This is a genomic window from Billgrantia bachuensis (assembly GCF_011742165.1).
GTDB classification, from domain to species: domain Bacteria; phylum Pseudomonadota; class Gammaproteobacteria; order Pseudomonadales; family Halomonadaceae; genus Halomonas; species Halomonas bachuensis.
On sequence record NZ_JAAQTO010000033.1, the window covers coordinates 14,044 to 38,532 of the forward strand.

24 protein-coding genes are annotated in these 24,489 nt (G+C 65.4%); 9 read left to right on the top strand and 15 right to left on the bottom strand.

Annotation, left to right across the window (positions count from 1 at the left end; translation table 11 throughout):
• Window positions 1-11: 11 nt before the first annotated feature.
• Together HBJ55_RS13040 and HBJ55_RS13045 are read right to left on the bottom strand one after the other, a co-directional pair.
• On the bottom strand, window positions 12-1,040 hold the full coding sequence (locus HBJ55_RS13040; protein ID WP_167115449.1) for an aspartate carbamoyltransferase: 1,029 nt from the start codon (window positions 1,038-1,040) through the stop codon (window positions 12-14).
• Between the two features lie 84 nt (window positions 1,041-1,124).
• Window positions 1,125-1,802, bottom strand: coding sequence for an IclR family transcriptional regulator (locus tag HBJ55_RS13045; RefSeq protein ID WP_167115452.1), 678 nt, complete (start codon window positions 1,800-1,802; stop codon window positions 1,125-1,127).
• Between the two features lie 192 nt (window positions 1,803-1,994).
• Here HBJ55_RS13045 and HBJ55_RS13050 point away from each other — a divergent pair, with 192 nt between their 5' ends.
• The 3 genes from HBJ55_RS13050 to HBJ55_RS13060 all read left to right on the top strand — a co-directional run bounded on the left by HBJ55_RS13050 (window position 1,995) and on the right by HBJ55_RS13060 (window position 6,069).
• On the top strand, window positions 1,995-4,340 hold the full coding sequence (locus HBJ55_RS13050; RefSeq protein WP_167115455.1) for a cytochrome P450/oxidoreductase: 2,346 nt from the start codon (window positions 1,995-1,997) through the stop codon (window positions 4,338-4,340).
• A gap of 82 nt (window positions 4,341-4,422) precedes the next feature.
• The gene (locus HBJ55_RS13055) at window positions 4,423-5,478 is read left to right on the top strand and encodes a TRAP transporter substrate-binding protein (RefSeq protein WP_167115457.1); all 1,056 of its coding nucleotides are present in this window, start codon (window positions 4,423-4,425) and stop codon (window positions 5,476-5,478) included.
• A 165-nt stretch (window positions 5,479-5,643) separates the two neighbouring features.
• Window positions 5,644-6,069 (top strand): hypothetical protein, encoded by a 426-nt coding sequence (locus tag HBJ55_RS13060; RefSeq protein ID WP_167115460.1) that lies wholly within the window; start codon window positions 5,644-5,646, stop codon window positions 6,067-6,069.
• Between the two features lie 14 nt (window positions 6,070-6,083).
• Here the strand turns inward: HBJ55_RS13060 and HBJ55_RS13065 are convergent, their stop codons facing one another.
• The gene (locus HBJ55_RS13065) at window positions 6,084-6,872 is read right to left on the bottom strand and encodes a helix-turn-helix transcriptional regulator (RefSeq protein ID WP_167115463.1); all 789 of its coding nucleotides are present in this window, start codon (window positions 6,870-6,872) and stop codon (window positions 6,084-6,086) included.
• 105 nt (window positions 6,873-6,977) lie between these two features.
• Here HBJ55_RS13065 and HBJ55_RS13070 point away from each other — a divergent pair, with 105 nt between their 5' ends.
• Both HBJ55_RS13070 and HBJ55_RS13075 read left to right on the top strand, forming a co-directional pair.
• A complete protein-coding gene (locus HBJ55_RS13070; RefSeq protein WP_167115466.1) occupies window positions 6,978-8,657 on the top strand; it encodes an FAD-dependent monooxygenase in 1,680 nt (559 codons plus the stop codon).
• A gap of 1 nt (window position 8,658) precedes the next feature.
• Entirely contained in the window at window positions 8,659-8,862 is a 204-nt protein-coding gene (locus HBJ55_RS13075) for a DUF2783 domain-containing protein (protein WP_167115469.1), read from the top strand.
• Between the two features lie 9 nt (window positions 8,863-8,871).
• Here HBJ55_RS13075 and HBJ55_RS13080 read toward each other — a convergent pair whose 3' ends face one another.
• On the bottom strand, window positions 8,872-9,225 hold the full coding sequence (locus HBJ55_RS13080) for a MerR family transcriptional regulator (protein WP_167115472.1): 354 nt from the start codon (window positions 9,223-9,225) through the stop codon (window positions 8,872-8,874).
• A 96-nt stretch (window positions 9,226-9,321) separates the two neighbouring features.
• Here HBJ55_RS13080 and HBJ55_RS13085 point away from each other — a divergent pair, with 96 nt between their 5' ends.
• A complete protein-coding gene (locus tag HBJ55_RS13085; RefSeq protein ID WP_167115475.1) occupies window positions 9,322-10,227 on the top strand; it encodes an alpha/beta hydrolase family protein in 906 nt (301 codons plus the stop codon).
• A 1-nt stretch (window position 10,228) separates the two neighbouring features.
• On the opposite strand, the gene HBJ55_RS13090 is transcribed toward HBJ55_RS13085, so the two are convergent.
• Window positions 10,229-11,659: an aminotransferase-like domain-containing protein gene (locus HBJ55_RS13090; RefSeq protein WP_167115478.1), complete on the bottom strand. Its 1,431-nt coding sequence runs from the start codon at window positions 11,657-11,659 to the stop codon at window positions 10,229-10,231.
• A gap of 166 nt (window positions 11,660-11,825) precedes the next feature.
• Between HBJ55_RS13090 and HBJ55_RS13095 the strand changes: the two genes are divergently transcribed.
• Window positions 11,826-11,990 (top strand): DUF1127 domain-containing protein, encoded by a 165-nt coding sequence (locus HBJ55_RS13095; protein WP_167115481.1) that lies wholly within the window; start codon window positions 11,826-11,828, stop codon window positions 11,988-11,990.
• Window positions 11,991-12,077: 87 nt separating this feature from the next.
• Window positions 12,078-12,473 (top strand): SpoIIAA family protein, encoded by a 396-nt coding sequence (locus tag HBJ55_RS13100; RefSeq protein WP_167115484.1) that lies wholly within the window; start codon window positions 12,078-12,080, stop codon window positions 12,471-12,473.
• Here HBJ55_RS13100 and HBJ55_RS13105 read toward each other — a convergent pair.
• The 10 genes from HBJ55_RS13105 to HBJ55_RS13150 form a co-directional block, all read right to left on the bottom strand.
• Window positions 12,468-13,676, bottom strand: coding sequence for an MFS transporter (locus HBJ55_RS13105; RefSeq protein ID WP_167115486.1), 1,209 nt, complete (start codon window positions 13,674-13,676; stop codon window positions 12,468-12,470). The genes HBJ55_RS13100 and HBJ55_RS13105 overlap by 6 nt on opposite strands.
• A 2-nt stretch (window positions 13,677-13,678) precedes the next feature.
• Complete coding sequence (locus HBJ55_RS13110) at window positions 13,679-14,893, bottom strand: Bcr/CflA family efflux MFS transporter (protein WP_167115489.1); 1,215 nt, start codon at window positions 14,891-14,893, stop codon at window positions 13,679-13,681.
• A gap of 293 nt (window positions 14,894-15,186) precedes the next feature.
• Window positions 15,187-15,954, bottom strand: coding sequence for a hypothetical protein (locus tag HBJ55_RS13115; protein WP_167115492.1), 768 nt, complete (start codon window positions 15,952-15,954; stop codon window positions 15,187-15,189).
• Between the two features lie 94 nt (window positions 15,955-16,048).
• Window positions 16,049-16,711 (bottom strand): hypothetical protein, encoded by a 663-nt coding sequence (locus tag HBJ55_RS22285; RefSeq protein ID WP_206022598.1) that lies wholly within the window; start codon window positions 16,709-16,711, stop codon window positions 16,049-16,051.
• A 305-nt stretch (window positions 16,712-17,016) separates the two neighbouring features.
• Window positions 17,017-17,661: a maleylacetoacetate isomerase gene (maiA, locus tag HBJ55_RS13125; protein ID WP_167115495.1), complete on the bottom strand. Its 645-nt coding sequence runs from the start codon at window positions 17,659-17,661 to the stop codon at window positions 17,017-17,019.
• A 19-nt stretch (window positions 17,662-17,680) separates the two neighbouring features.
• Entirely contained in the window at window positions 17,681-18,700 is a 1,020-nt protein-coding gene (locus HBJ55_RS13130; RefSeq protein WP_167115498.1) for a fumarylacetoacetate hydrolase family protein, read from the bottom strand.
• Between the two features lie 36 nt (window positions 18,701-18,736).
• Window positions 18,737-20,047 carry a homogentisate 1,2-dioxygenase gene (gene hmgA, locus HBJ55_RS13135; RefSeq protein WP_167115502.1) on the bottom strand — a complete coding sequence of 437 codons (1,311 nt, stop codon included), beginning with the start codon at window positions 20,045-20,047 and terminating at the stop codon, window positions 18,737-18,739.
• Window positions 20,048-20,062: 15 nt separating this feature from the next.
• Window positions 20,063-20,278, bottom strand: a complete 216-nt coding sequence (locus HBJ55_RS13140; protein ID WP_167115505.1) for a DUF2783 domain-containing protein — start codon at window positions 20,276-20,278, stop codon at window positions 20,063-20,065.
• Window positions 20,265-21,977, bottom strand: a complete 1,713-nt coding sequence (locus HBJ55_RS13145; RefSeq protein WP_167115508.1) for an FAD-dependent oxidoreductase — start codon at window positions 21,975-21,977, stop codon at window positions 20,265-20,267. The genes HBJ55_RS13140 and HBJ55_RS13145 overlap by 14 nt, the downstream gene beginning before the upstream one ends.
• A gap of 89 nt (window positions 21,978-22,066) precedes the next feature.
• Window positions 22,067-23,035, bottom strand: a complete 969-nt coding sequence (locus HBJ55_RS13150; RefSeq protein ID WP_167115511.1) for an MBL fold metallo-hydrolase — start codon at window positions 23,033-23,035, stop codon at window positions 22,067-22,069.
• 384 nt (window positions 23,036-23,419) lie between these two features.
• On the opposite strand from HBJ55_RS13150, the gene HBJ55_RS13155 reads away from it, so the two are divergent.
• A complete protein-coding gene (locus tag HBJ55_RS13155) occupies window positions 23,420-24,475 on the top strand; it encodes a TRAP transporter substrate-binding protein (protein WP_167115515.1) in 1,056 nt (351 codons plus the stop codon).
• Window positions 24,476-24,489: the final 14 nt, after the last annotated feature.

A 24,489-nucleotide genomic window follows, 5' to 3' on the forward strand; every position in this document is an offset into this window, starting at 1 on the left:
TGGCTGCATCGTTACAAGGCGGGGTCGTCCACGCCGACCCGCTCGGGCACGAACCAGCGCACCGGACGCAGGTCCTTCTCGATCAGCTCTTCCACCTGCAGCAGGGTGGCGAAGATGGCCATGCGCACCGGGATGCCATTGTCGGTCTGGCGGAAGATCGCCAGGCGCGGATCGCCGTTGAGGTCGACGTCGAGGTCGTTGGCGTCCGGGCGACTGTCGCGCGGCAGCGGGTGCATGACGATCGTGTCGCGACCGCAGCGCTTGTCCATGAAGGCGCGGTCGACGGTGAAGTCGCGCGACAGGCTGAAGCCTTCGCTCATCTCCGCGGTGAAGCGCTCTTTCTGGATGCGGGTGGTGTAGACCACGTCGACGTCCGCGTAGTCGTCGGCCAGGCTGGCGCGTTCCTCGACGCGGTGGCCGCGGGAGGCGACCAGGTCGATCAGATGACTCGGCATCTCGAGCCCGGGCGGCGCCACCAGCGTGATGCGCATGGGGTCGTAGAGCGACAGCAGCTTGATCAGCGAGTGCACCGTGCGGCCGTACTTGAGGTCGCCGGTAAGCAGCACGTGCGCGCCGGCGAGCTTCTTGCCCAGCCGGGCGAACTCCTTGTCGATGGTGTAGAAGTCGAGCAGCGCCTGGCTGGGGTGTTCGCCGGGGCCGTCGCCGCCGTTGATCACCGGCACGTGGGTGGCGGCGGCGAACTCGGCCACCGAGCCCTGGTCGGGGTGGCGCATGACAATGGCATCGCAGTAGCCGCTCATCACTCGGCTGGTGTCGTAGAGCGACTCGCCCTTGGCCATCGAGGAGAAGGTGAAGCCGGTGGTGTCGCACACGCTGCCGCCCAGGCGGCAGAAGGCCGCATGGAAGCTGACTCGGGTGCGGGTACTGGCCTCGAAGAACAGGTTGCCGAGCACGGCCCCCTCCAGCACTCGTGTGACCTGACGACGTTGGGCGATGGGCTCCATGCGGGCGGCGACGCGCATCAGGTGGTCGACGCGTTCGCGTGACAGGGAATCGACGGAGAGCAGGTGGGGACTCATCGAAGGCCTCGAAGGTGGCAGCGAAGGGTGGCTCGTAGTGTAACGCTACCGGCCCGTCGCTTCACGAGGCGCGATGCCGCGCGCTCAACGGCCGACTAGCTCGGCCAGCCTGTGTGCGTAAGCCTTCACTTCGCGAATTGCCCGCTCGGTATCGAGGTCGTCCATTGCCACCACGCCCACGCAGGCCTCGACGCCGGAACGGAACTGCGGCGTGGCGACGGGGCTCGCCACCCCCACCGCGCCGCGCTGTAGCTGGCCACGGGTCAGGCTGTAGCCATCGGCGCGTGCCTGGCGCACCTCCTCACTGTCGTCGTTGCGCGGGGTGCGCCCGGCCAGTATGGCGATACCCGCCGCCCCCTGGGTCAACGGATGACGACTTCCGACCCGGTAGCTCACGCGTAGCAATCCCTCCTCCGGTTCCGCCACCAGCAGCACCACACACTCTTCGCCCTGGGCCACCGAGACGAAGGCGGTGGCTCGGGTCGCCTTGGCCAGCGCCTGCAGCAGTGGCTGCGCCACGGCACGCAGCTGCGGCTCGAAGCGTGAGGCCAGCAGTGAAATGCCCGCCCCTAGGCGCAGCGCGCCCTCGCTGGAGCGTGCCACCAGACCGTGTTGCTCGAGAGTGGTAACGATGCGATAGGCGATGGCGCGGTGCACGTCCAGACGCTCGGCGAGCTCGGCGACGCTGATGCCATCGGCGTGTTCGGCGATGAGTTCCAGCGCGTGCAGGCCGCGATCCAGTGTTTGCAGAGTAGTGGCCATTCGAACGTGAGCCCTCGAGTCGGTGGGTGGCGGAGCATGGTAGCGCAGTCGCTCGGGATTGACGTCTTCGGCGAAACTGCCTATGTTCTGCCATGTGTTCGCTGAACGATACCAAGTGTGCGATAAAAGTAAAACAAGGCGCCACCACGCATGACAGCCACGATTCCGGATGACAGCCCCGCGGGAGGCCCCATGACAAACGCCACTCATCGGACCCAGGCCGGCGCGGGCGGCTGCCCCTTCCACGCCGCTCAAGAGCCGCCCACGGCACCCAACGGCTGCCCCGTGTCGCCCCGGGCGGCGGCCTTCGATCCCTTCGACGGCCCCTATCAGCTCGACCCCGCCGAAGCACTGCGCTGGTCGCGGGAGCAGGAGCCGGTGTTCTACAGCCCCAAGCTCGGCTACTGGGTCGTGAGCCGCTACGACGATATCAAGGCGATCTTTCGCGACAACCTCACCTTTTCCCCGTCGATCGCGCTGGAGAAGATCACTCCGGCCAGCGACGCTGCCCTGGCGGTGCTTCAGCGCTACGACTACGGCATGAACCGCACCCTGGTGAACGAGGACGAACCGGCCCACATGGCGCGCCGCCGCGAGCTGCTCGAAGCGTTCACGCCCGAGGCGCTCGAGGCCCACGCGCCGATGGTGCGCCGCCTGGTACGCGAGAAGCTCGACGCCATCGTCGACCGTGGCCGTGCCGACCTGGTCGCCGAGCTGTTCTGGGAGGTGCCGCTCACCGTGGCGCTGCATTTCCTCGGCGTCCCCGAGGAGGACATGGAGCAGCTGCGCCGCTTCTCGGTGGCGCACACGCTCAACACCTGGGGGCGGCCCTCGCCGGAGCAACAGGTCGAGGTGGCCGAGGGCGTCGGCAGGTTCTGGCAGTACTCCGGCCAGGTACTCAAGAAGATGCAGGAACAGCCGCGTGGGCACGGCTGGATGTACGACATGATCGAGAAGAACCGGCAGAAGCCGGACGTGGTCACCGACAACTACCTGCACTCGATGATGATGGCGATCATCGTCGCCGCCCACGAGACCACCGCGCTGGCCACCGCCAACGCCTTTCGTCAGCTGCTATCGCGTCCCGCGGTGTGGGCCGAGCTGTGCGACAATCCGGCGCTGATCCCCGCCGCGGCCGAGGAGTGCCTGCGTCATTCCGGCTCGGTGGTGGCCTGGCGGCGCATCGCCACCCGCGACGTCGAGGTGGGCGGCGTGAGCATTCCCGAGGGCGGCAAGATCCTTATGGTCACGGCCTCGGCCAACTACGACCCGGCCCACTTCGAGAACCCCGACGAGCTCGACATCTACCGCGACAATGCCGTCGACCATCTCACCTTCGGCTACGGCAGCCACCAGTGCATGGGCAAGAACCTCGGCCGCATGGAGATGCGCATCTTCCTCGAGGAGTTCACCCGCCGCCTGCCGCATCTCGAACTCGAGGAACAGGAATTCACCTTCCTGCCCAACACCTCTTTCCGCGGCCCCGAGGCGCTGTGGGTGTGCTGGGATCCGGCGCAGAACCCCGAACGCCGCGACTCGGCGGTGCGCGATTCCCAGCGCGATTTTCCCGTTGGGGCGCCGTCGCGTCAGGATATCGCCCGGGAAATGGTCGTCGCCAAGGTACAGGCGGCGTCGCAGGGCGTGCTGCAGATCGCCCTGGAGGACCCGCGTGGGCGTCGCGTGCCCGAGTGGAGCCCCGGCTCCCACGTCGAGCTGGTCGTGGGAGACTACGTGCGCAAGTACTCGCTGTGCGGCGAGACGGACGATCCCTACTGGCTACAGATCGCCGTGCTGCGCGAGCCCGAGGGGCGAGGCGGCTCGGCCTGGATCCACGAGCACCTCGAGCCGGGCATGACCCTGCGCCTGCGCGGGCCCAAGAATCACTTTCGCCTCGATGAAACGGCCGAGCACTACCTGCTGATTGCCGGCGGCATCGGCATCACGCCGATCATCGCCATGGCCGACCGCTTGAAGCAGCTGGGCAGGTCCTATGAGCTGCACTATGCCGGCCGCTCGCGGTCCAGCATGGCTTTCATCGAGCGGCTCGCGCGCGATCACGGCGAGGCACTGCACCTCTACCGCAAGGACGAGGGCGAACGGCTCGATCTCGCCGACCTGCTCGCCGCACCGCGCGAGGACACGCTGCTCTACGCCTGCGGCCCCGAGCGGCTGCTCGCGGCGCTGGGGGCCGGCACCGGCCACTGGCCGGAGGGCAGCCTGCACGTGGAGCATTTCTCGGCGGAAGGCGCACTGCTGGACCCGGCCAAGGAGCACGCCTTCGAGGTCGAGCTTGCCGACTCCGAGCTGGTCGTCGAGGTGGCGCCGGACCGCACACTGCTGCAGGCGCTGCGCGCCGCCGGCGTCGACGTGCCCAGCGACTGCGAGGAGGGCCTTTGCGGCTCCTGCCAGGTCGACGTGGTCGAGGGCGAGATCGATCACCGCGACAAGGTGCTCACCGCCGCCGAGCGCGCCGGCCAGGATCGCCTGATGAGCTGTTGTTCGCGGGCCAAGGGCAAGAAACTGGTTCTGGCCCTCTAAAAATAGCTGCGCTCGCTTACGTTTCACCATGGCAACGATAAATGTACGCAACCCTGACAAACGGGACTCACGAGGAACGACAATGAAAAAACTCGCGACACTGACGGCACTCACCGCGCTCTCCCTGGGAGCTTTCCAGAGCGCCGCCGCCACCGAACTGACGGTGAGCACCTGGGCGGGCCCCAACCACGGCGTCAACACCATCGTCTGGCCGACCTGGGCCAACTGGGTGGAAGAAGCCACCGAAGGGCGCGTCACCGTCAATGTGGTCCACGACATGGGACCGCCGGGCGCACAGATGGAGCTGATTGCGGATGGCGTGGCTGACGTCACCTGGCTGTTCCACGGCCTGATGCCGGGGCGCTTCGAGCTGACCAAGCTGCCCGAACTGCCCACCTTCGAGGACTTCTCCTCCGAGGCCGCCTCGGTGGCCTACTGGCGTACCCATAACGAATACTTCGCCGAGGCCGGCGAGCATCGCGGCGTCGAGGTGATCGGCGTGGGCGTGCACGGCCCGGGCTCGCTGTTCCTGAACGAATCGATCGACAGTCTCGACGATCTCGACGGCAAACGCGTGCGTATCGGCGGCGGTGTGATGGGCGATATTTCCCAAGCGCTGGCGCTCACCGGCGTGGCATTGCCGCCGGCCAGCACCTACGAGGCCGCAACCCAGGGCGTCATCGACGGTGCCATGCTCACCCTGGAAGGCCTCAAGAGCTTCCGTCTGGCCGAGGTGTTGCCTTATACGGTACAAATGCCGGGTGGCTTCTATCGCGGCAGCTTCTCGCTGGTGATCAACCCCGACACCTGGGCCTCGCTCTCCGAGGAGGACCGTGCCGCGATCGAGGAGGTTTCAGGTGAGCGCCTCTCGAGGCTGTTCGGCTACATGATGGACGTGGTCGACGTGCGCGGCATCGAGTTTGCCGAAGAGCAGGGCAACACCTTCATCGATCTGCCGGCCGAGGAGATCGAGCGCTTCCAGCAGATGGCGGCCGATCTGCCCGGGGCCTGGATGGAAGCAGCCGGCGCCAAGGGCGTCGATGGCGAGGCCGCGCATGCCTACTTCTTCGAGCAGCTCGACGTCGCCGAGGGCGAAGAGGGGCTGTCCGGCGACGAGGTGATCGATCCCGAAGCCTGATCCGACACCCTTCAAGACAACCCTGCGAGCGCGGCCTGGCCGCGCTCGCTTGCGTTTGGCCAAGCAGGATATTCTGTTTCAGTTGAAACCAGTTTGATCCGAGTCAATATTCACCACTACCGGAGAGCCGATACTGTCGAAAACGCACTGGAAAGGAGAGGCAGCATGAACCAGGCATCCAAGAAGTCATGGTGGAATCGTCTCTGCGAGGGCAGCTATCGTGCCTCCACGCGGCGGCTGGTCCGCGAGATCGAGGCGGAAGCGCCGCAGGCCTACAGTGACATCGTCAACGATCTCGAGACGCCGCTGGAACCCGCCTTCGAACGCGAGATGGCGCGCCACCTCGACCGCGGCGGCTTCCGCGCCTTCGCCCCGGCCGAGACCCTGATGCCGGTCATGCTGAAGCGCTTCGGCCTCGAGCCGACCAGCGTCGCCGAGCATGCCAGCTACCCCAGCCTGCGCGGCAACTGCAACGCGTGCCCGGTGGCCGGTCACTGCTGGGGCGCCATGCGCCGCGATGCCGGAGTCGACGAGTGCCGCGCCTTCTGCCCCAACGCCGCGGACTTCGAGCGGCTGGCCGAGACGGCCTGAGGCGCCAGAGGTCGTCAGCCTTGGCGTCGACACAGCGCCACCAGCCGCGCCTTGGAGGGCACGCCGAGCTTGGCGTAGGCACGCTTGCGGTAGGTCTCGGCGGTGGAGAGGGCGATATCGAGTTCGGCCGCGGCGGTCTTGAGGGTATGGCCGCGCAGCAGGTAGAGGCAGAGTTGACGTTCGCGCTCCGACAACGGGGAGAGAATGGCGGCTTCCTCGGCGCTGGGGCGCTGCGGCGAATCGGGCCTGGCCTGGTCGTAATGGCGACGGGTCAGGCTCGCCAGCAGCGGGGCCAGGGCGTCGAGCCGTGCCAGATCTTGGTGCTCGAAGGGGCCGGCCGCGCTGCCGCGGTAGAGGTTGAGGTAGTAGACACTCTGCTCGCCGGGCAGAGTGAGCGCCACCTTGTCGATCAGATCGGGAAAGGCGAACAGGTGGCTGCGGTAGGCTTCCGGCATTGCCCCGGCCTGCATCGGGGTGACTTCGGCGGCTGTATCTTCGCTGTCCCTATCCATCAGCTGGCGCAAACGTTGATAGTTGGGGTCCTGGCGGAACAGGCCGCCGGTGTAGAGTTCGGCCAAGCGGCCGGCCACCTGCGGTGCTCGCTGGTTATCGGCCAGCAGGCAGTCGACCTCGTCGCGGCCATCGAAGGCGAACACCATGCACTGCTCGATGCCCACCGCCCGACGCAGCAGGGTCAGCAGCGCCTCGTCGAAGCCCGCCTCGCCCAGCCGAGCCACGCACTCCGCCACGGCCGGCATCAGGCTCGGCCAGTCGGCGCTCTGCTCATCGCTCACTGCGGCCATTTCATCCTCCACCTGCAAGCGCCTTGTCCCCGCTTTTGCGGGACAGTCGTCATGTCGTCTTCGCGATAGTCTGTCAGTAGACAACACTGCTGACAGGAGCCGCCCATGCGACCCGCCGGATGCGCCGAGACCGACTCGCTCTACTTCGATTATCCCCACTTTCCCTTCGTTCGTCCCCCCGAGCTGGGTGGCAAGTCTATACGCCATCGCGTAGCCATCGTCGGCGCCGGCCCGGTGGGCGTTACCGCGGCGCTGGAGCTGGCGCGCCATGGCATCGAGAGCGTAATACTCGACGACAAGTTCACCGTCAACGACGGCTCGCGGGCGATCTGCGTCTCCCGCCACAGTCTCGAGATCCTGCAGCAGCTCGGTGTTGACGCACCTTTCTTGGCCAAGGGGCTGGGTTGGACCCGGGGGCGTACCTACTTCCGCGACCGTGAAATCTTTCGCTTCGAGATGCCGCATTCCGAGCAGGAGCGCTTCCCGCCGATGATCAATCTGCAGCAGCAGTACATCGAGCAGTTCCTGATCGACAAGGCCGCAGAGAGCGGGCTTATCGAGCTGCGCTGGCAGAGCGCAGTGACCGGCGTGAGCCAGGACGCAAGCGGCGTCACCCTCGACGTGACCACCCCGGAGGGCGACTACCGCCTCGAATGCGATTACCTGTTGGCCGCCGATGGCGCCCGCAGCGTGGTGCGCAAGGCGCTGGGTCTGGCGCTGCACGGCGAGGCCTACGAGGGGCGCTACGTGATCGCCGACATTCGCCTGCGCTCCGATTTCCCCACCGAGCGGCGGGCCTTCTTCCACTCCCGCGCCCTGCCCGACACCACCATCCTGGTGCACAAGCAGCCCGACGACATCTGGCGCATCGACTACCAGCTGGGTCCCGATGAGGATCCTGAAGCGGCGGTCGAAGAGCACAACATTCGCGCCAGGGTCGACCTGATCGTGCGCGACGTGCTGGGTGAAAGCGAGGCTTGGGAACTGGAGTGGTGGAGCCTCTACAAGGCCCATACCCTGGCGCTGGACGACTATCGCCATGGCCGGGTGCTGTTCATCGGTGACAGCGCCCACCTGGTGCCGATCTTCGGCGTGCGCGGTCTCAACAACGGTCTGGCCGACGCAGCCAATGCAGGCTGGAAGCTGGCCTGGGTGCTCCAGGGCCGGGCGCCCGGGCGGCTGCTCGACAGCTACAGCCCCGAGCGACGCGGCGCCACGCTCGACGTCTTCGCCAACGCCGGCAAGAGCACCCGCTTCATGACCCCGCCGAGCCGCGGCTACCGGCTGATGCGCGATGCTGCTCTGACGCTGGCGCTTGCCAACGACTACGCCAGTGGCTTCGCCAACCCGCGCCAGGTTACGCCCTACACCTACGCCGAGAGCCCGCTGACGCTGGCCGATGATGCCGGCTTCAACGCCGGACCGATGCCCGGTGCGCCGCTGATCAACCGCCGGCTGGGCGAGGACGACTTCCTGCTCGATCATCTGGGCAGCGGCTTCACCCTGCTTCACTTCAGCACGGACGGTCGCCTCGATGCCGAACTGGCCGATGGCGTGGCCGCGCTAGAGGTGCGCGGCCACGCCATCGACCTGCTGCACGTGGCACGTGAGTCGAAGGCCGGAGGCGCACTAAAGGACGCCGACGGCAGTGTATCTGCCGCTTACGACGCCGCGCCGGGCAGCGCCTATCTGGTGCGTCCCGACCGCCACGTGGCGGCGCGCTGGAAACGCCTCGCTCCCGGCGACCTCGACGCCGCCCTCACGACTGCCTTGGGAGAAAAATGAGATGACCGATGCGACACTGCCCTTCGCCGACCTGGAAAGGGTCTACGAGCATCTGGCCGAGACCCTGGACGAGCTGCCCGAGGAACAGGAGCGGCTGTTCCTGGCCCAACTGGCGCTGGCGCTGGCCCACCGCTTAGGCGACGTGGAACGGGTGATAGCGGCCATCGAAGAGGCGCGGCGTGGCGTGGAAGATACGTCTACGTGATACAACCGATCAGGTCGAGGCACTTTTGAGCCGCCGCAATAGGTCATCGATCATGCCGATCTTGGTCTCGGTCTCGCGGATCTGGGTGCGAAACGCCTCGCGCTTGTCCAGCAGCCGGGCTTCCAGTTGGTCGCAGAATGGTGGCTCGGGGCGGAAGCGCGGCATTGCCTCGCGGATCTCGTCGAGGCTGAACTCCAGCTCGCGGGCTCGTCGCACGAAGCGCAGCTCCGCCAGGGTCAGCTCGGTGTAGTCGCGATAGCCGTTATCGCGCCGCAGCGGCGGCGTGATCAGGCCGCGCTTCTCGTAGAAGCGAATGGTATCGCGGCCGAGCCCGCTGGCCCTTTCCAGTTCGCTGATCAGCATGAGAAAAACTCCTTGACTGTGGAGTCGGCTCTACACCTTACCATGGTTTGGCAAGCCCGCTCGGCGGTAGCCCCGACATGGCGAGGAGTCATCGAGATGGAACCCAGGATCGAGGAACGACAGGTGCAGGCCAGTGACGGCGTGGCCATTGCCGCACGTTTCGTCACGCCGACAAAGCCCACGGCCGCGGTGCTGATTGCCCCGGCCATGGGCGTGCCCCAGCGCTTCTATGCCCCCCTGGCGCAGTGGCTGGCGGGACAGGGGATGGCCGTGGCCACCTTCGACTACCGCGGCATGGGGGCGTCGCGCCCAACGCGGCTGAGCGGCTTTTCGACCACCATCATGGATTGGGCGCGCTATGACGCCGCAGCGATGCTCGAGGCGCTGGAGCGCCACGCGCCGGGAGTGCCGCTTCATTGGGTGGGCCACAGCCTAGGCGGGCAGATTCCGCCGCTGGTACCGGGGCACGAGCGACTCGAGCGCATCGTTACCGTGGCCTGTGGCAGCGGCTACTGGCGCGAGAACGCACCGGCGCTCAAACGGAGGGTGTGGCTGTTCTGGTTCGGCGCCGTGCCGCTGCTCACACCGCTGCTGGGCTATTTTCCCGGCAAACGGCTCAATATGGTCGGCGATCTGCCCCGCGGCGTGGTCGAGCAGTGGCGGCGCTGGTGCCTCGACCCGGAATACATGGTAGGAGCGGAGCCCGGCGTGCGTGAGCGTTTCGCTGCAGTGCGCTCGCACGTTGTATCGCTCTCCTTCAGCGACGATGACTTCATGTCGGCGCGCAACACCGAGTCGCTGCACGGCTTCTATGCCAACGCGCCGTGCACGCTACTACGCATTCGGCCGGAGGAGGCGGGTCTGGCTCGCATCGGTCACTTCGGTTTCTTTCGCGCCGAGCATGAGCAGGCGCTGTGGCAGCGCTACCTGCTGCCCGCGCTGCAAGATGCCGAGCCGGAAACTGCTGCAACGATGGAGGCACGAACGGCGACGAGACCGTGAGTCAGGCCGGCACTTCCTGTTCCAACAGCGCCGTTACCGCTTCGCCGACATGCCTGACCCCGGCTTCGACGGCGGGCGTCATCGCCGCGGCATAGTTCAGGCGCAGGCAGTGGCGGTACTTGCCCGAGGCCGAGAACAGCGAACCCGGGGTGACATGCAGCCCTTCGCCGACCAGTTGCTCCTTGAGGCGCACGCAATCGATATTTCCCGGCAGCTCCAGCCATAGCAGGAAGCCACCCTGTGGATAGCTGACCCCGGTACCGGCCGGGAAGTAGCGCATCACCCAATCGATCATGATGTCGCGATGCTGTCGGTACTGACGGATCATCTCGCGCAGGTGGCGCTCGTAATGGCCGTGCTGGACGAACTCCGCCACCGCCAACTGCGGCAGCGTGGCCGAGGCGCCGGTGGAGACGTACTTCATGTGCAGCACCTGGTCGCGATAACGCCCCGGCGCCATCCAGCCGACCCGAAGCCCAGGCACCAGCGTCTTGGAGAAGGCGCTGCACAGCAGCACCCGGCCATCGTCGTCGAAGCTCTTGAGGGTGCGCGGCCTGGGCGTGTCGAAGGAGAGGTCACCGTAGATGTCGTCCTCGACGATGGCCACGTCGAAGCGCTGGGCCAGCGCGACCAGGGCGCGCTTGCGCGCCTCGGGCATGGTATAGCCGAGCGGGTTGTTGCAGGTCGGCGTGACCTGGATCGCCTTGATCGGCCACTGTTCCAGTGCCAGCTCCAGCGCCTCCAGGCTGATGCCGCTGCGTGGGTCGGTGGGGATCTCCAGTGCCTTGAGCTTCTGCGCCTTGAGGATCTGCATGGTGCCGTAGAAACTCGGCGAGTCCACCGCCACCACGTCGCCGGGTTCGGTCAGGGTGCGCAGGGCGAGCGAGAGTGCCTCCTGGCAGCCGGTGGTGATCAGCACGTCGTCGGGATGCAGCAGGCAGCCCGACTTGTCGGCCTGTCGCACCACCTGCCGGCGCAGCTCGAGGCTGCCCTGCAGGCTGTCGTAGTTGAGCCCGTGGGCCGCCACGTGCCGATGTAGAGTACTCAGCTGGCGGTGCAAGGGGCGCAGGCTGGCGGCAGTGAGGTCGGGAATGCCGCGCCCCAGCATCAGCAGGCGGTCGTTCACCGGAGAGGAGGCGACCAGTTCCAGTACCTGATCCCACTGGGACACGTCCAGTGGACGTTGGGCGGGGCGCGATATCTTCGGTAGTACGCCCGGGGTTGGCCGGGGCAGCACATAGTAGCCCGAGCGCGGGCGCGCTTCTGCAAGGCCGGACTCCTCGAGCCGCCGATACGCCTCCTGAGCGGTGGAGACGCTGACGCCCAACTCGCGGCATAGCGCACGCACGGAGGGCAACCGATCGCCGATACGATATTGGCCCTGCTCGATGCGTTGGGTCAGGGTCTGCGCTACTTGGTCGTAACGCTTCATGACAGTTTCATCGATCTGTTTCCTTCTTCGATACAGAAGGCGCGGAGGTGAGCGATACAGTAGCAGGATAGTCTCATCTGTATCGTAAAACTAATTTTATTCTGAATCTGTATGGATTTTTCGCATGGCCATAGCCTGTCAGAACCCACCGACAGGAGATGCCGCCATGATTTTCAAACGCCTTTTCCGTCTGCCCCGCTTGATCAGGGAGCAGCAGCAGCGCCATCGTACCCGCTGCGATCTGCGCCATCTGGACGACCGTCTGCTGGCCGACATCGGGCTGGATCGGGACACCGTCAAGCGTGAGGTGAGCAAACCGTTCTGGCGATAATAGCCGGCACGACGCGGGAACCCGGGGCGGCGCGAGAAACCTAAGAGTAAGCAGACGAGCGACCCGGCAGCCAAGGAGGAGTCAGCCATGATCGAGATTCTGCCTGCCCCCGAGTATGTGGCGGCGTTCCGTATAACCGGCACGCTGCACAGTGCGGACTACGACGTATTGATCCCTGCCATCGAGTCGAAGCTCGAGTACAACGAGCATATCGGCGTGCTGGCGGACATGACCGACTTCGACCACATGACGGCCGGTGCCCTGCTGCGTGACCTGGCCTACGCCATGAGCAAGCTGGGCGAGTACCACCGCTTCAAGCGTGCCGCAGTGATTGCCGACAAGCGCTGGATCGAGACCACCACCAAGTTGGCCGGCAAACTGTTTCCCAATACCGAAGCGCGTCTCTTCCATTCAGGTGAGCTGGAGGAGGCCATGCGCTGGGTCGCCGGCTTTCGCAGCGACCTGATCAACGGTGGGCTATGACAACGCTGTGGCCGCCTCCTGCTCACTGTGCCACTGGCGCAGCAGCCAGGCGAAGACCAGCCCCAGGGCGAGCAGCCACAGCCCGGCGGCGATCAGCAGCCACGCGCTGCCGGCCAAGCGCAGCACCAGCCCGCCGAGGCTGACCCCCACCGACTGGCCGAGGAACAGGCAGCCCGCGAACACCGCCATGGCGGTACCACGCATGGCGGGCGCCATCTGGGTGGCGTTGATCTGCAGCGTGCTGTGCATCATGTAGAAGCCGAGGCCGGCGCAGAAAGCGCCGGCAGCGGCCAGGGCAGGCTGCGGCGCCAGCGCCAGCCCGATGAAGCCGAGCCCCATCAGCATGCCGCCGCCCGCGGCCAGGCCCGGCTCACCCAATCGAGCCACCAGCGTTCGCGCCAGGGCCGCGAAGATCAGCCCGCCCACGCCGAACAGCGCGACCATCAACCCGGCCTGGGTCAGCGAGACTTCCAGCCGGGTATAGAGGTGGCTGGCGACGAACGCCAGGGCACCGAAGGCGGCGATACCTTCGAGAAATACCAGTGCCAGGATACGCCGGGCACGGGCTATCAGCACCACTTCCCGAATCCGCGAGAAGAAGGCGATGCGCCCAGGAGCCCCCTTGGCCGGCGACAGCTCGGGACGTTGGCGGAGCGTCGCCAGCAGCAGCCCGCCCGCGGCGAGGAACAACAGCATCAGCAGGCCGAACGCCGTTTGCCAGCCCAGCGTATCGGCCAGGAAGCCACCCGCGACCTGGCCGCTGATCAGCCCCAGCACAGCGCCTGAGAGCATGTGCGCCAGCGTCACCTGGCGCTGCTCGTAGGAGACGTTGTCGCCGACCCAGGCCATGGAGAGCGGGATGATCGCCGCGGCAGTGGCACCATTGAGCGTGCGGAAGGCCAGCAGCAAAGGCAGTGACTCGGCCAGCGCCGAGCCCAGCGCGCCCAGGGCACAGGCCAGGGTGGCCAGGCCGATCACCCGCAGGGTGCCGAAGCGATCGCCCATCGGGCCGTAGGCGAGCTGCATCAAGCCGTAGGCGATGGCGAACAGGGTGATATTCTGCGCCACCTCGGCCACCGGCCGCTCGAAGGCTTGTGACAGCGCCGGCAGCATGGCATCGGTGACGCGCATCGAGGCCATGCTGGCGAAACCGGCCAGGGCCAGCAGCAGGATGACGAGGCGGGGAGGGGCGGTGTCGCTCATCGCTAGGAGCGTGCCTGGCTGGCGGCGGCTGCCTGGCTGGCCGGACGTACCAGCAACAGGTAAGCCACCAGGGAGAGCACGCCACCGAGGCCGATGGAGAGGGCCATGGTCAGCGAGGTGCCGTCATGAAACCGGCCGACCAGCGCCCCGCCAAGGGCGGCGATGGTCATCTGCAGGAAGCCGAACAGCGAGGAGGCCGAACCGGCACACTGCGGGTTGGGCGCCAGCGCCCCGGACATGCTCTGAGGCATCACGATACCGAAGCCGACCAGGAACAGGATATGCGGACCGATCACTGCCCACGGCGTGTAGACACCTGCCGTCGCGAGACCCGCCATGATCGTACCGGCCAGGGCGCAGATCGCCGTAGCCAGCAGCAGCAGACGATCGCGCCCCAGGCGATGACTGTAACGGCCGCTGACCAGAGTGCCGCTGAAGAAGCCGGCGACGATCAGGGTGAAGCCGATCCCGTAGCCGAAGGGCGACATGCCCATGAATTCGATCAGCACGAAGGATGAACCGGAGAGAAACGCGAACAGGCCGGCGAAGCCGCTGGCGTTGACCAGCGTATAGCCCATGAAGGCGCGCTGGCCGAGCAGCATGCGGTAGTTGCGTAGGATGGTGGCAGGATGCACCGACTGGCGATTCTCCTGCGCCAGCGGCTCCGGCATGAGAAAGGCGAGGACCAGTAGCATTGTCGCAGCGTAAACCGTCAGCAGCAGGAAGATCGATTCCCAGCCGAAAAACAGCAGCAGCCCCGCGCCGACGATGGGTGCCAGCGCCGGTGCCAGCGCCGTGACGCTGGCCATATAGGAGAGCATACGCCCGGCCTCGATGGGGCCGTAGATGTCGCGCACCGCGGCGCGCCCCAGCACAGGGCCGGCGGCACCGCCCAGCGCTTGAAGGAAACGCCCGGCCAATAACCACTCGATGCTGGGAGCGAAGGCGCACAGCAGGCTTGCCAGCAGGAACAGGCCGAAGCCGGCGATCATGACCGGCTTGCGGCCGAAGCGATCGGAAATCGGGCCGCAGAACAGCTGGGCCACGGCGAAGCCAGCCATGTACAGGCTCAGTGTCAGCTGAATCTGATCGGGGCCGGTGTCGAGCGCCTCGGCCATTGCCGGCATGGCGGGGAGGTACATGTCGGTCGCCAGCGGGCCCAGCGCGGTCAGCGCCGCGAGGGTAATCACCGTAGCGGGGGACTTCAGCCTCAGCACATCGATGTCTCCAGGAGAAAGGCATTCAACAACCGTCAGGCGCATTTCCCACCGTTCACGACTGGAAGTGGCACTATTCGTTAGCCTGCTTATTGTAGCTGAAATGATTCGCGGTTGCTCTGCTCTCTCGCAAATGATTTCAATTGAAACCATAACACAGGTCGTGCGCGGCTCATGATGGGAAACGGCAGGAAGGGGAAATTAGCGCCACACGATGAGATAAGCGTGCCGCAGGGGGCGCGGATGCCAAGAGGAGCGAACCCGCTCCCCTTGGCTTTCCAGCGTTTTTACCGTTAGTTCGATTCGCTATCCGTCGCGTCTTCATCCTCCTGGCTGTCGAGCGCCGAGCTATTCGAGTCGGCGCTTTCGGTGCTTCCGGTGCCTTCGGAATCGGTCGCGTCCCGATTATTCCTCTGCGTGCTGGCCGGGCCCTGCGAGTTGGCCCCTTGGCTCTGGTTCGAGGAGTCCTGACGGTTGCCACCCGAGAAGCCGCCTTGGTCGCTCTGCTCGTTCTGGCCCTCTTTGAGCCCTTCTACGAAGCCTTGGCGATAGCCTCTGATGGCGCCTTCCTGGAGGCCTTCCATTTTGCCTTCCATATAGCCCTGCATGAAGAGATGGTGGGCTTGCTGGTCATCCTGCTGGCCACGATTGTCGGAACCACGTTGTTGCCGGTCATCCCATGGTGGGCTTTGCCGGTCGCGCTCATCTCCGAAACGTTCGCCCTGGTACTGCTGGCGGGTGCGATCGTCCCAGTGGCCACCCTGATCTCGACCGTAGTTGCTATCGTCGCGGTAGTTTTGGCGATCCCGATCGTCCCGCATCCGGCTGTCGCCCCGGTACTGCTGACGCTCGCGGTCGTCCCAGGTCGAGCCTTGCTGCCTGTCGTAACCGCGGTCATTCCTGCCTTGTTGGCCGCTCCGGTCGTCCCACTGCTGGCTGCTCTGGTAGGACTGCCGGTCATCGTAGCCGTAGCCGCCTTGGCCCTCCATTGGCTGTGCCCAGGCCATGTTCGATGCGAGGGCGGTGGAGACCGCAGCGGTAAGAAGCATCCTTTTAAACATGTTTCCTCCGATGAATTCGTATGTGCAAAGGTCGCCATGGTGGCAGCACAGCCCAAATCCATCATGAACTGTGCCGCCTGTTCAGCTGCCGATTTCAATTGGAGCGATAGCGATCCTGGCCGCGCCAGCCATCATCCTGCCGGCCCTGGTTGAACTGGCCCTGGTTGCGGTCGTCCCAGCGATCATCCTGCCGGCCCTGGTTGAACTGGCCCTGGTTGCGGTCGTCCCAGCGGTCGTCCTGGCGGCCCTGGTTGTACTGGCTGCGGTCGTCCCAGCGGTCGTCCTGGCGGCCCTGGTTGAACTGGCCCTGGTTGCGGTCGTCCCAGCGGTCGTCCTGACGGCCCTGGTTGTACTGGCCCTGGTTGCGGTCGTCCCAGCGGTCGTCCTGACGGCCCTGGTTGTACTGGCTGCGGTCGTCCCAGCGATCATCCTGGCGGCCCTGGTTGTACTGGCCTTGGTTGCGGTCATCCCAGCGATCGTCCTGACGGCCCTGGTTGTACTGGCCTTGGTTGCGGTCATCCCAGCGATCGTCCTGACGGCCCTGGTTGTACTGGTTGCGATCGTCCCAGCGATCATCCTGGTAACGCTGGCTCTGGTCGTACGGGTTGCGGTCGTCCCAGCGATTGTCTTGGCCCTGCTGCTGGTAGCGTTGGGTTTCATTCCACTGATTGCCTTGGTTCGATTGCTGCGCCAAGGCGGCGCCACTCGTCGCCAGCGCAGCCGATACGGCAGTTGTAATTAGCAGCTTTTTAAACATTTCTAACTCCTTTAGAAGTTGTTTAATGAAAGCGCGTTGGTTTTCAGGCATGCCAAGTCGGTGTGGGTAAACAAGGCATGCAACAGTTAAGCTAGCCGCCAACTTCGTAAGGGAGAAAAAATGAAAAGTGTTTATTTGTGGTCTTTTGTTTGGTTTTGATGGGTTACTAGATCCCTACACCACATAAGTGCGAGCTTTTTAATGAAAGTAATTAAAAAGCGCTCGGTCCTGAAAACCAAACCGCCCCCAACCATCTCCGAACGGTTGGGGGCGGTTCGTCACCGCATGCTAGATTATCGCTGGGATCAGCCCGCGTCCGGCTGCTCGCCCGGAGCGGCCTTGGCAAAGGCTTCCAGCTCGCGGCAGCGTCCCGTGATACGTTGCAGAGTTGGATACGGCGAGAGATCACATTCGAATCGCTCGGCGTTGAATACCTGCGGTACCAGGCAGATGTCGGCCAGAGTCGGGCTGTCGCCGTGGCAGAACGTGCCGGTGCCGGCCTCGTTCGCCAACCGCGCCTCCAGGGCGGAGAAACCCTCGGCGATCCAGTGGCGGTACCAGGCCACTTTGGCCTCGTCGTCCAGCTTCAGCTCGTGTACCAGGTACTTGAGTACCTTGAGGTTGTTGAGCGGGTGAATCTCGCAGGCGACGAGCTGGGCCAGCGAGCGCACCCGCGCGCGACCCTCGGCATCGGCCGGCAGCAGCGCCGGCTCGGGGTGGCATTCGTCGAGGTACTCGCAGATCGCCAGCGACTGGGTCAGCTGCGTGCCGTCGTCGGTCTCGAGTATCGGTACCAGCCCCTGGGGATTGCGGGCGAGGTTGTCCTCGCCGCGCTGCTCGCCCTTGACCAGATTGACCGGGACCTGGTCGTACGACAGGCCCTTGAGGTTGAGCGCGATGCGCACCCGATACGCCGCCGAGGAGCGGAAGTAACCGTACAGTGTGGTCATGCTTGCCTCTCCCTGGCCGTCACTTGGGCTGGTATTTCACCACCTGCTGATCGATGGCACCGAAGATGCTGTTGCCCTGACGGTCGAACATCTCGATGCGTACCCGATCGCCGAAGCGCATGAAGGGTGTCTTCGCCGCGCCGTGCAGGATCTGCTCCACCATACGCACCTCGGCCAGGCAGCTGTAGCCCACGCCACCGTCGGCGACCGGCTTTCCGGGGCCACCATCGGGATCGGGATTGGAGACGGTGCCCGAACCGACCACGGCACCGGCGCCCAGGTAGCGGGTGCGCGCAGCATGGGCGACCAGCTGCGGGAAGCTGAAGATCATGTCCGGCCCGGCTTCCGGCTCGCCGAATTTCTCGCCGTTGAGGTGTACGGTGAGCGGCAGGTGGACCTTGCCCTCCTGCCAGGCGTCGCCCAACTCGTCCGGCGTGACGCAGACCGGCGAGAAGGCGGAGGCCGGCTTGGCCTGGAAGAAACCGAAGCCCTTGGCCAGCTCACCGGGGATCAGGCCGCGCAGGCTGACGTCGTTGACCAGCATGATCAGCTTGATGTGGCCGGCGGCCTGCTCGGGTGTCACCGCCATGGGCACGTCGTCGGTGATAACCGCGATCTCGCCTTCGAAATCGATGCCGTGCTCCTCGCTGACCGCCTCGATGTCCTCGGTGGGGGCCAGGAACTTGTCGCCGCCGCCCTGGTACATCAGCGGGTCGGTCCAGAAGGTCTCGGGCATCTCGGCGTTGCGCGCCTGGCGTACCAGCTTGACGTGGTTGAGGTAGGCGGAGCCGTCGGCCCAGTGGTAACTGCGCGGCAGCGGCGAGTGCAGCTGGTTCTGGTCGAGCGTGAAGGCGCCCGCGGCGCTGCCGTCGTTGAGTTCGGCATAGCGCGCTTCGAGCTTTGGGCTCACGGCATCCCAGTTCTCGATGGCCTGCTGCAGGGTGACAGCGATGTCGGCGGCGGAGACGGCCTGGCTCAGGTCGCGCGAAACCACCAGCAGTTCGCCATCGCGGCCGTTCTTGAGGGTAGCGAGTTTCATCGTCGTAGAATCCTTTTCGTCAGCAGTTTATTGAGCTCAAGGCTGTTTCGGATCGAAGTGCGAGCGCAGCGTCGACCACACGTCGACGTAGTCGCGCTGGCGAATATCCGCGTTCAGCGCTGCCTCGGTGGGATGGTAGACGTAGCGGCTCTCGAACATGAAGGCCAGGGTCGCATCCAGGCGCTGCGGTGTCAGCTCGGCGTTCGAGGCCTTCTCGAAGGTGTCGGCGTCGGGGCCGTGAGGCGACATGCAGTTGTGCAGGCTGGCCCCGCCGGGCAGGAAGCCCTCGGCCTTGGCGTCGTACTCGCCGTGGATCAGGCCCATGAATTCGCTCATTAGGTTGCGGTGGAAGTAGGGCGGGCGGAAGGTGTTCTCGGCCACCATCCAGCGCGGCGGGAAGATCACGAAGTCGATGTTGGCCATGCCCGGCGTGTCGGAGCCCGAGGTCAGCACGGTGAAAATCGAGGGGTCGGGATGGTCGAAGCTCACCGTGTTGATGGTATTGAAGCGCGCCAGGTCGTACTTGTAGGGCGCATAGTTGCCGTGCCAGGCCACCACGTCGAGCGGCGAGTGGCCGAGCCTGGTCGCCCAGAAGCGGCCGGAGAACTTGGCCACCAGCTCGAAATCGCCCTCGAGGTCTTCGAAGGCCGCCATCGGGCTTTCGAAGTCGCGCGGGTTGGCCAGGCCGTTGGCGCCGATCGGGCCGAGGCCGGGGAGTTCCAGCGGGCTGCCGTAGTTCTCGCAGATGTAGCCGCGGGCGGCATCGCTGCCTTGGGCCAGGCGCACCTGGAACTTCATGCCCCGGGGGATGACGGCGATCTCGCCGCCTTTGACCTCGAGCTCGCCGAGCTCGGTGCGCAGGCGCAGACTGCCCTGCTGCGGCACGATCAGCAGCTCACCGTCGGCGTTGTAGAAGAAGCGCTCGGTCATGTCGCGGTTGAAGGCATAGACGTGCACGCCGCAGCCGGCCTGGGTGCCCGCATCGCCGTTGACCGCGATGGTCAATAGGCCGTCGACGAAGTCGGTGGGCTCGGCGGGCATCGGCAGCGGGTCCCAGCGCATCTGGTTGGGATCGGCGGCAGGCTTGGCCAACGGCGCGGTGGCCACGCGATTCTCGCCCAGCGGGCGGTACTCGCTCTGCACCACCGAAGGCCGGATGCGGTAGAGCCAGCTGCGCAGGTTTGCGTGTCGCGGCGCGGTGAAGGCCGAGCCGGTGAGCTGCTCGGCGTAGAGGCCATAGGCGCACTTCTGCGGTGAGTTCTGTCCTACCGGCAGGGCGCCGGGCAGCGCCTCGCTAGCGAAGTGGTTGCGAAAGCCGCTCTGGTATTCGAGTGTCTCGTTCGTCATGGAAGATCCCTCTTGTTACTTGCCTGTTTGCCTGTCTGGGGATGCCGTGCCGGCGATGGCCAGGGCCTCTTCGAGGACCTGCTGGTCGCCGATATGGTTGGCCAGCAGCAGGATCAGCCGGGCGTTGATGCGTTCGCTCTCTTCTTCGCTGCATTCGCGATGCAGATCGGTCAGCGCAGCGTAGAAGGCATCCGGGTCGGTGAAGTTGGGGTTGAGCTCAAGCTGGGGCATGGCGACTCTCCTCGGCATCTAGGTGGCGGCCCAGGGCACGCGCCAGCGCTGCTTCGACGGCAGCGGCCGAAACCTCCTTCCAACGTGCAGTGACGTGCTGGTCGGGACGGATCAGGTAACCGATGCCGCCGGTCAGACCGTAGCGCTCACCCACCAGCGCCTCGGCGTCCTCGATCAGTGTGCTGCGCGACAGCGCGGCGAGCGCGTGGGGCGCCGGCCCGACGATCAGTACCTCGAAATCGGCATGGCGTTCGAACAGTGGCTCGAGCTCGGCCTTGAGCACCTCGGCCCGAGCGCTGTCGACGCGGCCGTCGAGCAGCAGCACGAAGCGATCACCCAACTGGTTGAGCAACCAGGCAGGCTTGCCTGCCAGCCGCACCGGGGCATCCTTGGCCGGGCTGCCGGGGCGTAGCTCGAGCGGCAGGCCCTCGGTCTCGTGACCGTTGAGCGGCGAGCCGTCGTAGCGGCACGGCATCGACAGTCGGCCGCTGTTGACCAGGCGGCGGGCAAAGGGGTAGTGCTCCGCCAGTTCCAGGGTGGTGTCACGAAACAGCCGGCTGACGCGGCTCTTGGGCGTGATGAAATCGGTGGCGCGGGTCGAGTTGAGGATGTTCTCGGCGGCACCGTGTTGGCGCTCGTCGTTGTAGGTGGCGAGCAGCGCCTGGGGGGCCTGTCCCTTGAGCACCCGGGCCAGCTTCCACGCCAGGTTTTCGGTGCTCTGCAGCGCGCCGTTGGCGCCGCGGGCGCCGAAGGGCGAGACCTGATGGGCGGCGTCGCCCATGAAGAACACGCGCTGATGGATATAGTCGTCCATCTTGCGGCAGCGGAAGGTGTAGACGCTGGCCCACTCTAGCTCGAACTCGACGTCCTCGCCGAGCATCGCCTGCACCCGTGGGCGAATGTTCTCCTCCTTCTTCTCCTCCTCCGGGTCGGCATCCCAACCCAGCTGAAAGTCGATGCGCCAGACGTTGTCCGGCTGGCGATGCAGCAGCACCGACTGGTTGGGGTGGAAGGGCGGATCGAACCAGAACCAGCGCTCGGTGGGGAAATCCGCCTTCATGATCACGTCGGCGATCAGGAAGTGGTCCTGGAATATCTGGCCGCGGCTCTCCAGGCCGAGCATGTCGCGGATCTTGCTGTTGGCGCCGTCGGCCACCAGCAGGTAGTCGCAGCTCAGGCGGTAATTGCCATCTTCGGTGGTGACCAGCACGGCACTCTGCTCGGGGCGGCTGTCGACCTCGATCACCTTGTGTTTCCAGCGCAGGTCGATCAGTTCACCGAGCGCGTCGGCGCGGTCGACCAGGTACTCCTCGAAATAGTACTGCTGCAGGTTGATGAAGGCCGGCATGCGGTGGCCCTCCTCCGGCAACAGGTCGAAGTCGTAGACCTCGCGCTCCTGGAAGAACACGCGTCCACGCTGCCAGGTCACGCCCTTGTCGACCATCGGCTGGGCGCAGCCCAGGCGATCGAGGATCTCCAGCGTACGCTTGGCGAAGCAGATCGCCCGCGAGCCGACGCTGACGGTGTTATTGTCATCGAGCACCACGCTCTCGACGCCCTGCTGGGCCAGGTCGATGGCCATGGCCAGGCCGGTGGGGCCGGCACCGACGATCACCACCGGGCAGTGGCGGACGTCGCCGCGGTCGAGCTCCGACGGGCGTCGATACGGGTAGACGGGATTGTTGTAGGTAGTCGGCATGCTTCCTCCGGCCGGGGCAGGCCGACCCTCGGTGTCGACCTGCGCCGGCGCCGCTCGCCAAGTACGGCGTCGGCAAGGTTGTCGTAGCGTTACTGGTTCTCGACGGCTTCCTGCAGCGAGTGCCACATCTCGGTGTCGCGCTCGGCGGTCCAGATGCGTGGGTCGGGGTATTCCCCGCCGGCTTCGTCATAGCAGCGGGTGATGTCGAACGGCAGGCAGTGATCGAAGATTACCCAGTGGCCGTATTTGGGCTTGAGCTTGGCATAGGTCTCGGAGTAGCACTCGGAGAGCGACTTGCCGGCGGCCTTGCCCGCCTTGACGCTTTCGTACATGTCGGCGAGGAAGTCGCGGGTGCCCTGGATCGCTTCCTGGCACTGCTCGGGGGTCTGCAGCGCCTCGCCGCGGCCCGGTACCAGCTTCTGCGGGGCCATCGCCTGCAGGCGGTCGAGGGTGGCGGGCCAATATTCGTGATAGGCGTCGCCGGTGTAGGGGGTGGCGCCGTACTCGACCAGGTCGCCGGAGAACATCACCTTCTCCTCAGGCAGCCAGACAATGGTGTCGCCCTTGGTGTGGCCGCGGCCGAGGTGGATGATGCGCACCTCGCGCTTGCCCATGTACACCGTCAGCTCCTGCTGGAACACGATGTTGGGCCAGGTCAGGCCGGGCACCGAGTCGACGCCCTGGAACAGGCGCGGAAAGCGACCGACCTCGGATTCGTAGTCCTGCTGGCCGCGCTCGACGATCAGGTCATAGGTATGCTGGCTGGCGTAGATGTTCTCGGCATCGTAGGCCGAGGCGCCGAGCACGCGCACGGCATGGTAGTGGGTCAGCACGACGTGCTTGATCGGCAGGTCGGTCACTTCGCGGATGCGGCGAATCACGTCCTGGGCCATGATCGGTGTGGCCTGGGTGTCGATCACCATCACGCTGTCGTCGCCGATGACGATGCCTGTATTGGGATCGCCCTCGGCGGTGTAGGCGTACAGACCTTCCGCCAGCTTGGTGAAGCTGATCTGCTTCTCTTCGGTATCGGCGTGGGAAGCGAATTTCTTGCTCATGGTTCCTCCGGGGTCGTCAGGGCGCGTCACACTGAGGACGCACTGGCCAGATTACGGTCCGTGGTAGATCGGGAATGGCTGCAGCATAGTTGTAATTGAAACTATAAGTCCAGCAATCCACGGACCAATCGGTGAGGCAAGAGCGGCCGAACTGGCCAAAACTTGTCTGAGATCAAAGATTTCAGGAGGAAATTATACCTAAGTCTAGTGCCAGTTAGCGCCAAATTAGTTGCAGGGGAGATTAACTGACGGCATGGTGAACAGCGTGAAACGACAGGCTGCCGCGCTCTTGCTTCCACTCCGGCGAGCGCTCAGCCGCGATACAACAATGCAGGTACACAACGTGGCGCGAGCACGCCTCCCGTGACGACCCAGGAGCACGCAATGAAGAATACCAATCGCCTCATGATCGGCGCCGTGGCGGCGCTAAGCCTTGGCTTCGGCACGTCGGCCATGGCCGAGACCACTATCAACGTCAGCAGCTGGGGTGGGCCCAACCATGGCATCAACACCATCGTCTGGCCCACCTGGAAGGCATGGATCGAGGAAGCCACCGAGGGTCGGGTGACGCTGCAGGTCACCGAGGATCTCGGCCCGCCCAATGCGCAGATGGCGCTGGTGGCCGATGGGGTGGCGGATGCCAGCTGGATCTTCCACGGTCACATGCCGGGCCGCTTCGAGCTGACCAAGCTGCCGGAATTCCCCACTTTTAAGGAGTTCTCTTCCGAAGCCGCCTCGTCCGCCTACTGGACTACCTTCCAGGAGCATCTCGCCCAGGGCGAAGAGCACCGCGGCCTGGAGGTGATGGCCGTCGGGGTGCACGGCCCGGGTCAGATCTTCTCTGCCGACCAGGTGGAAACCTTTGACCAGCTCGAGGGCAAGCGATTGCGCACCGGGGGCGGCCTGATGAGCGACCTGGCGGATGCCATCGGCGTGACCGGCGTGGCGCTGCCGCCCACCGGCGTCTACGAGGCCGCCTCCCAGGGCGTCATCGACGGCGCCATGCTGACCCTCGAGGGGCTGCGCAGTTTCCGCGTCGCCGAGGTGCTGCCGAACACCCTGACGGTGGACGGCGGTTTCTATCGCGGCAGCTTCGCCATCATCATGAATCCCATGATCTGGGATGAAGTCTCGGCGGAAGATCGCGAGGCCATCGAGAGCGTATCGGGCGAGCAGCTTTCCCGCCTGTTCGGCTATATGATGGATGTCTCCGACGAGCGGGGCGTCGAGTTTGCCGAGGAGCTGGGCAATACCTTCACCCAGGCCTCCGAAGAGGACATTGCCATGCTCCGCGAGGTGAGTGACGAGCTGATCGAAACGTGGGCCGACAAGGTCAGCCGCGGCGAGGTCGACGCCCGTGAGGCGCTGAGCTTCTTCCGCGACCAGCTCGACGTGGCGGCCGAGGAAGAGAGCATCGCGTCTCGCGTGGTGCAGCAGTAATCCAGCAGGAGCCC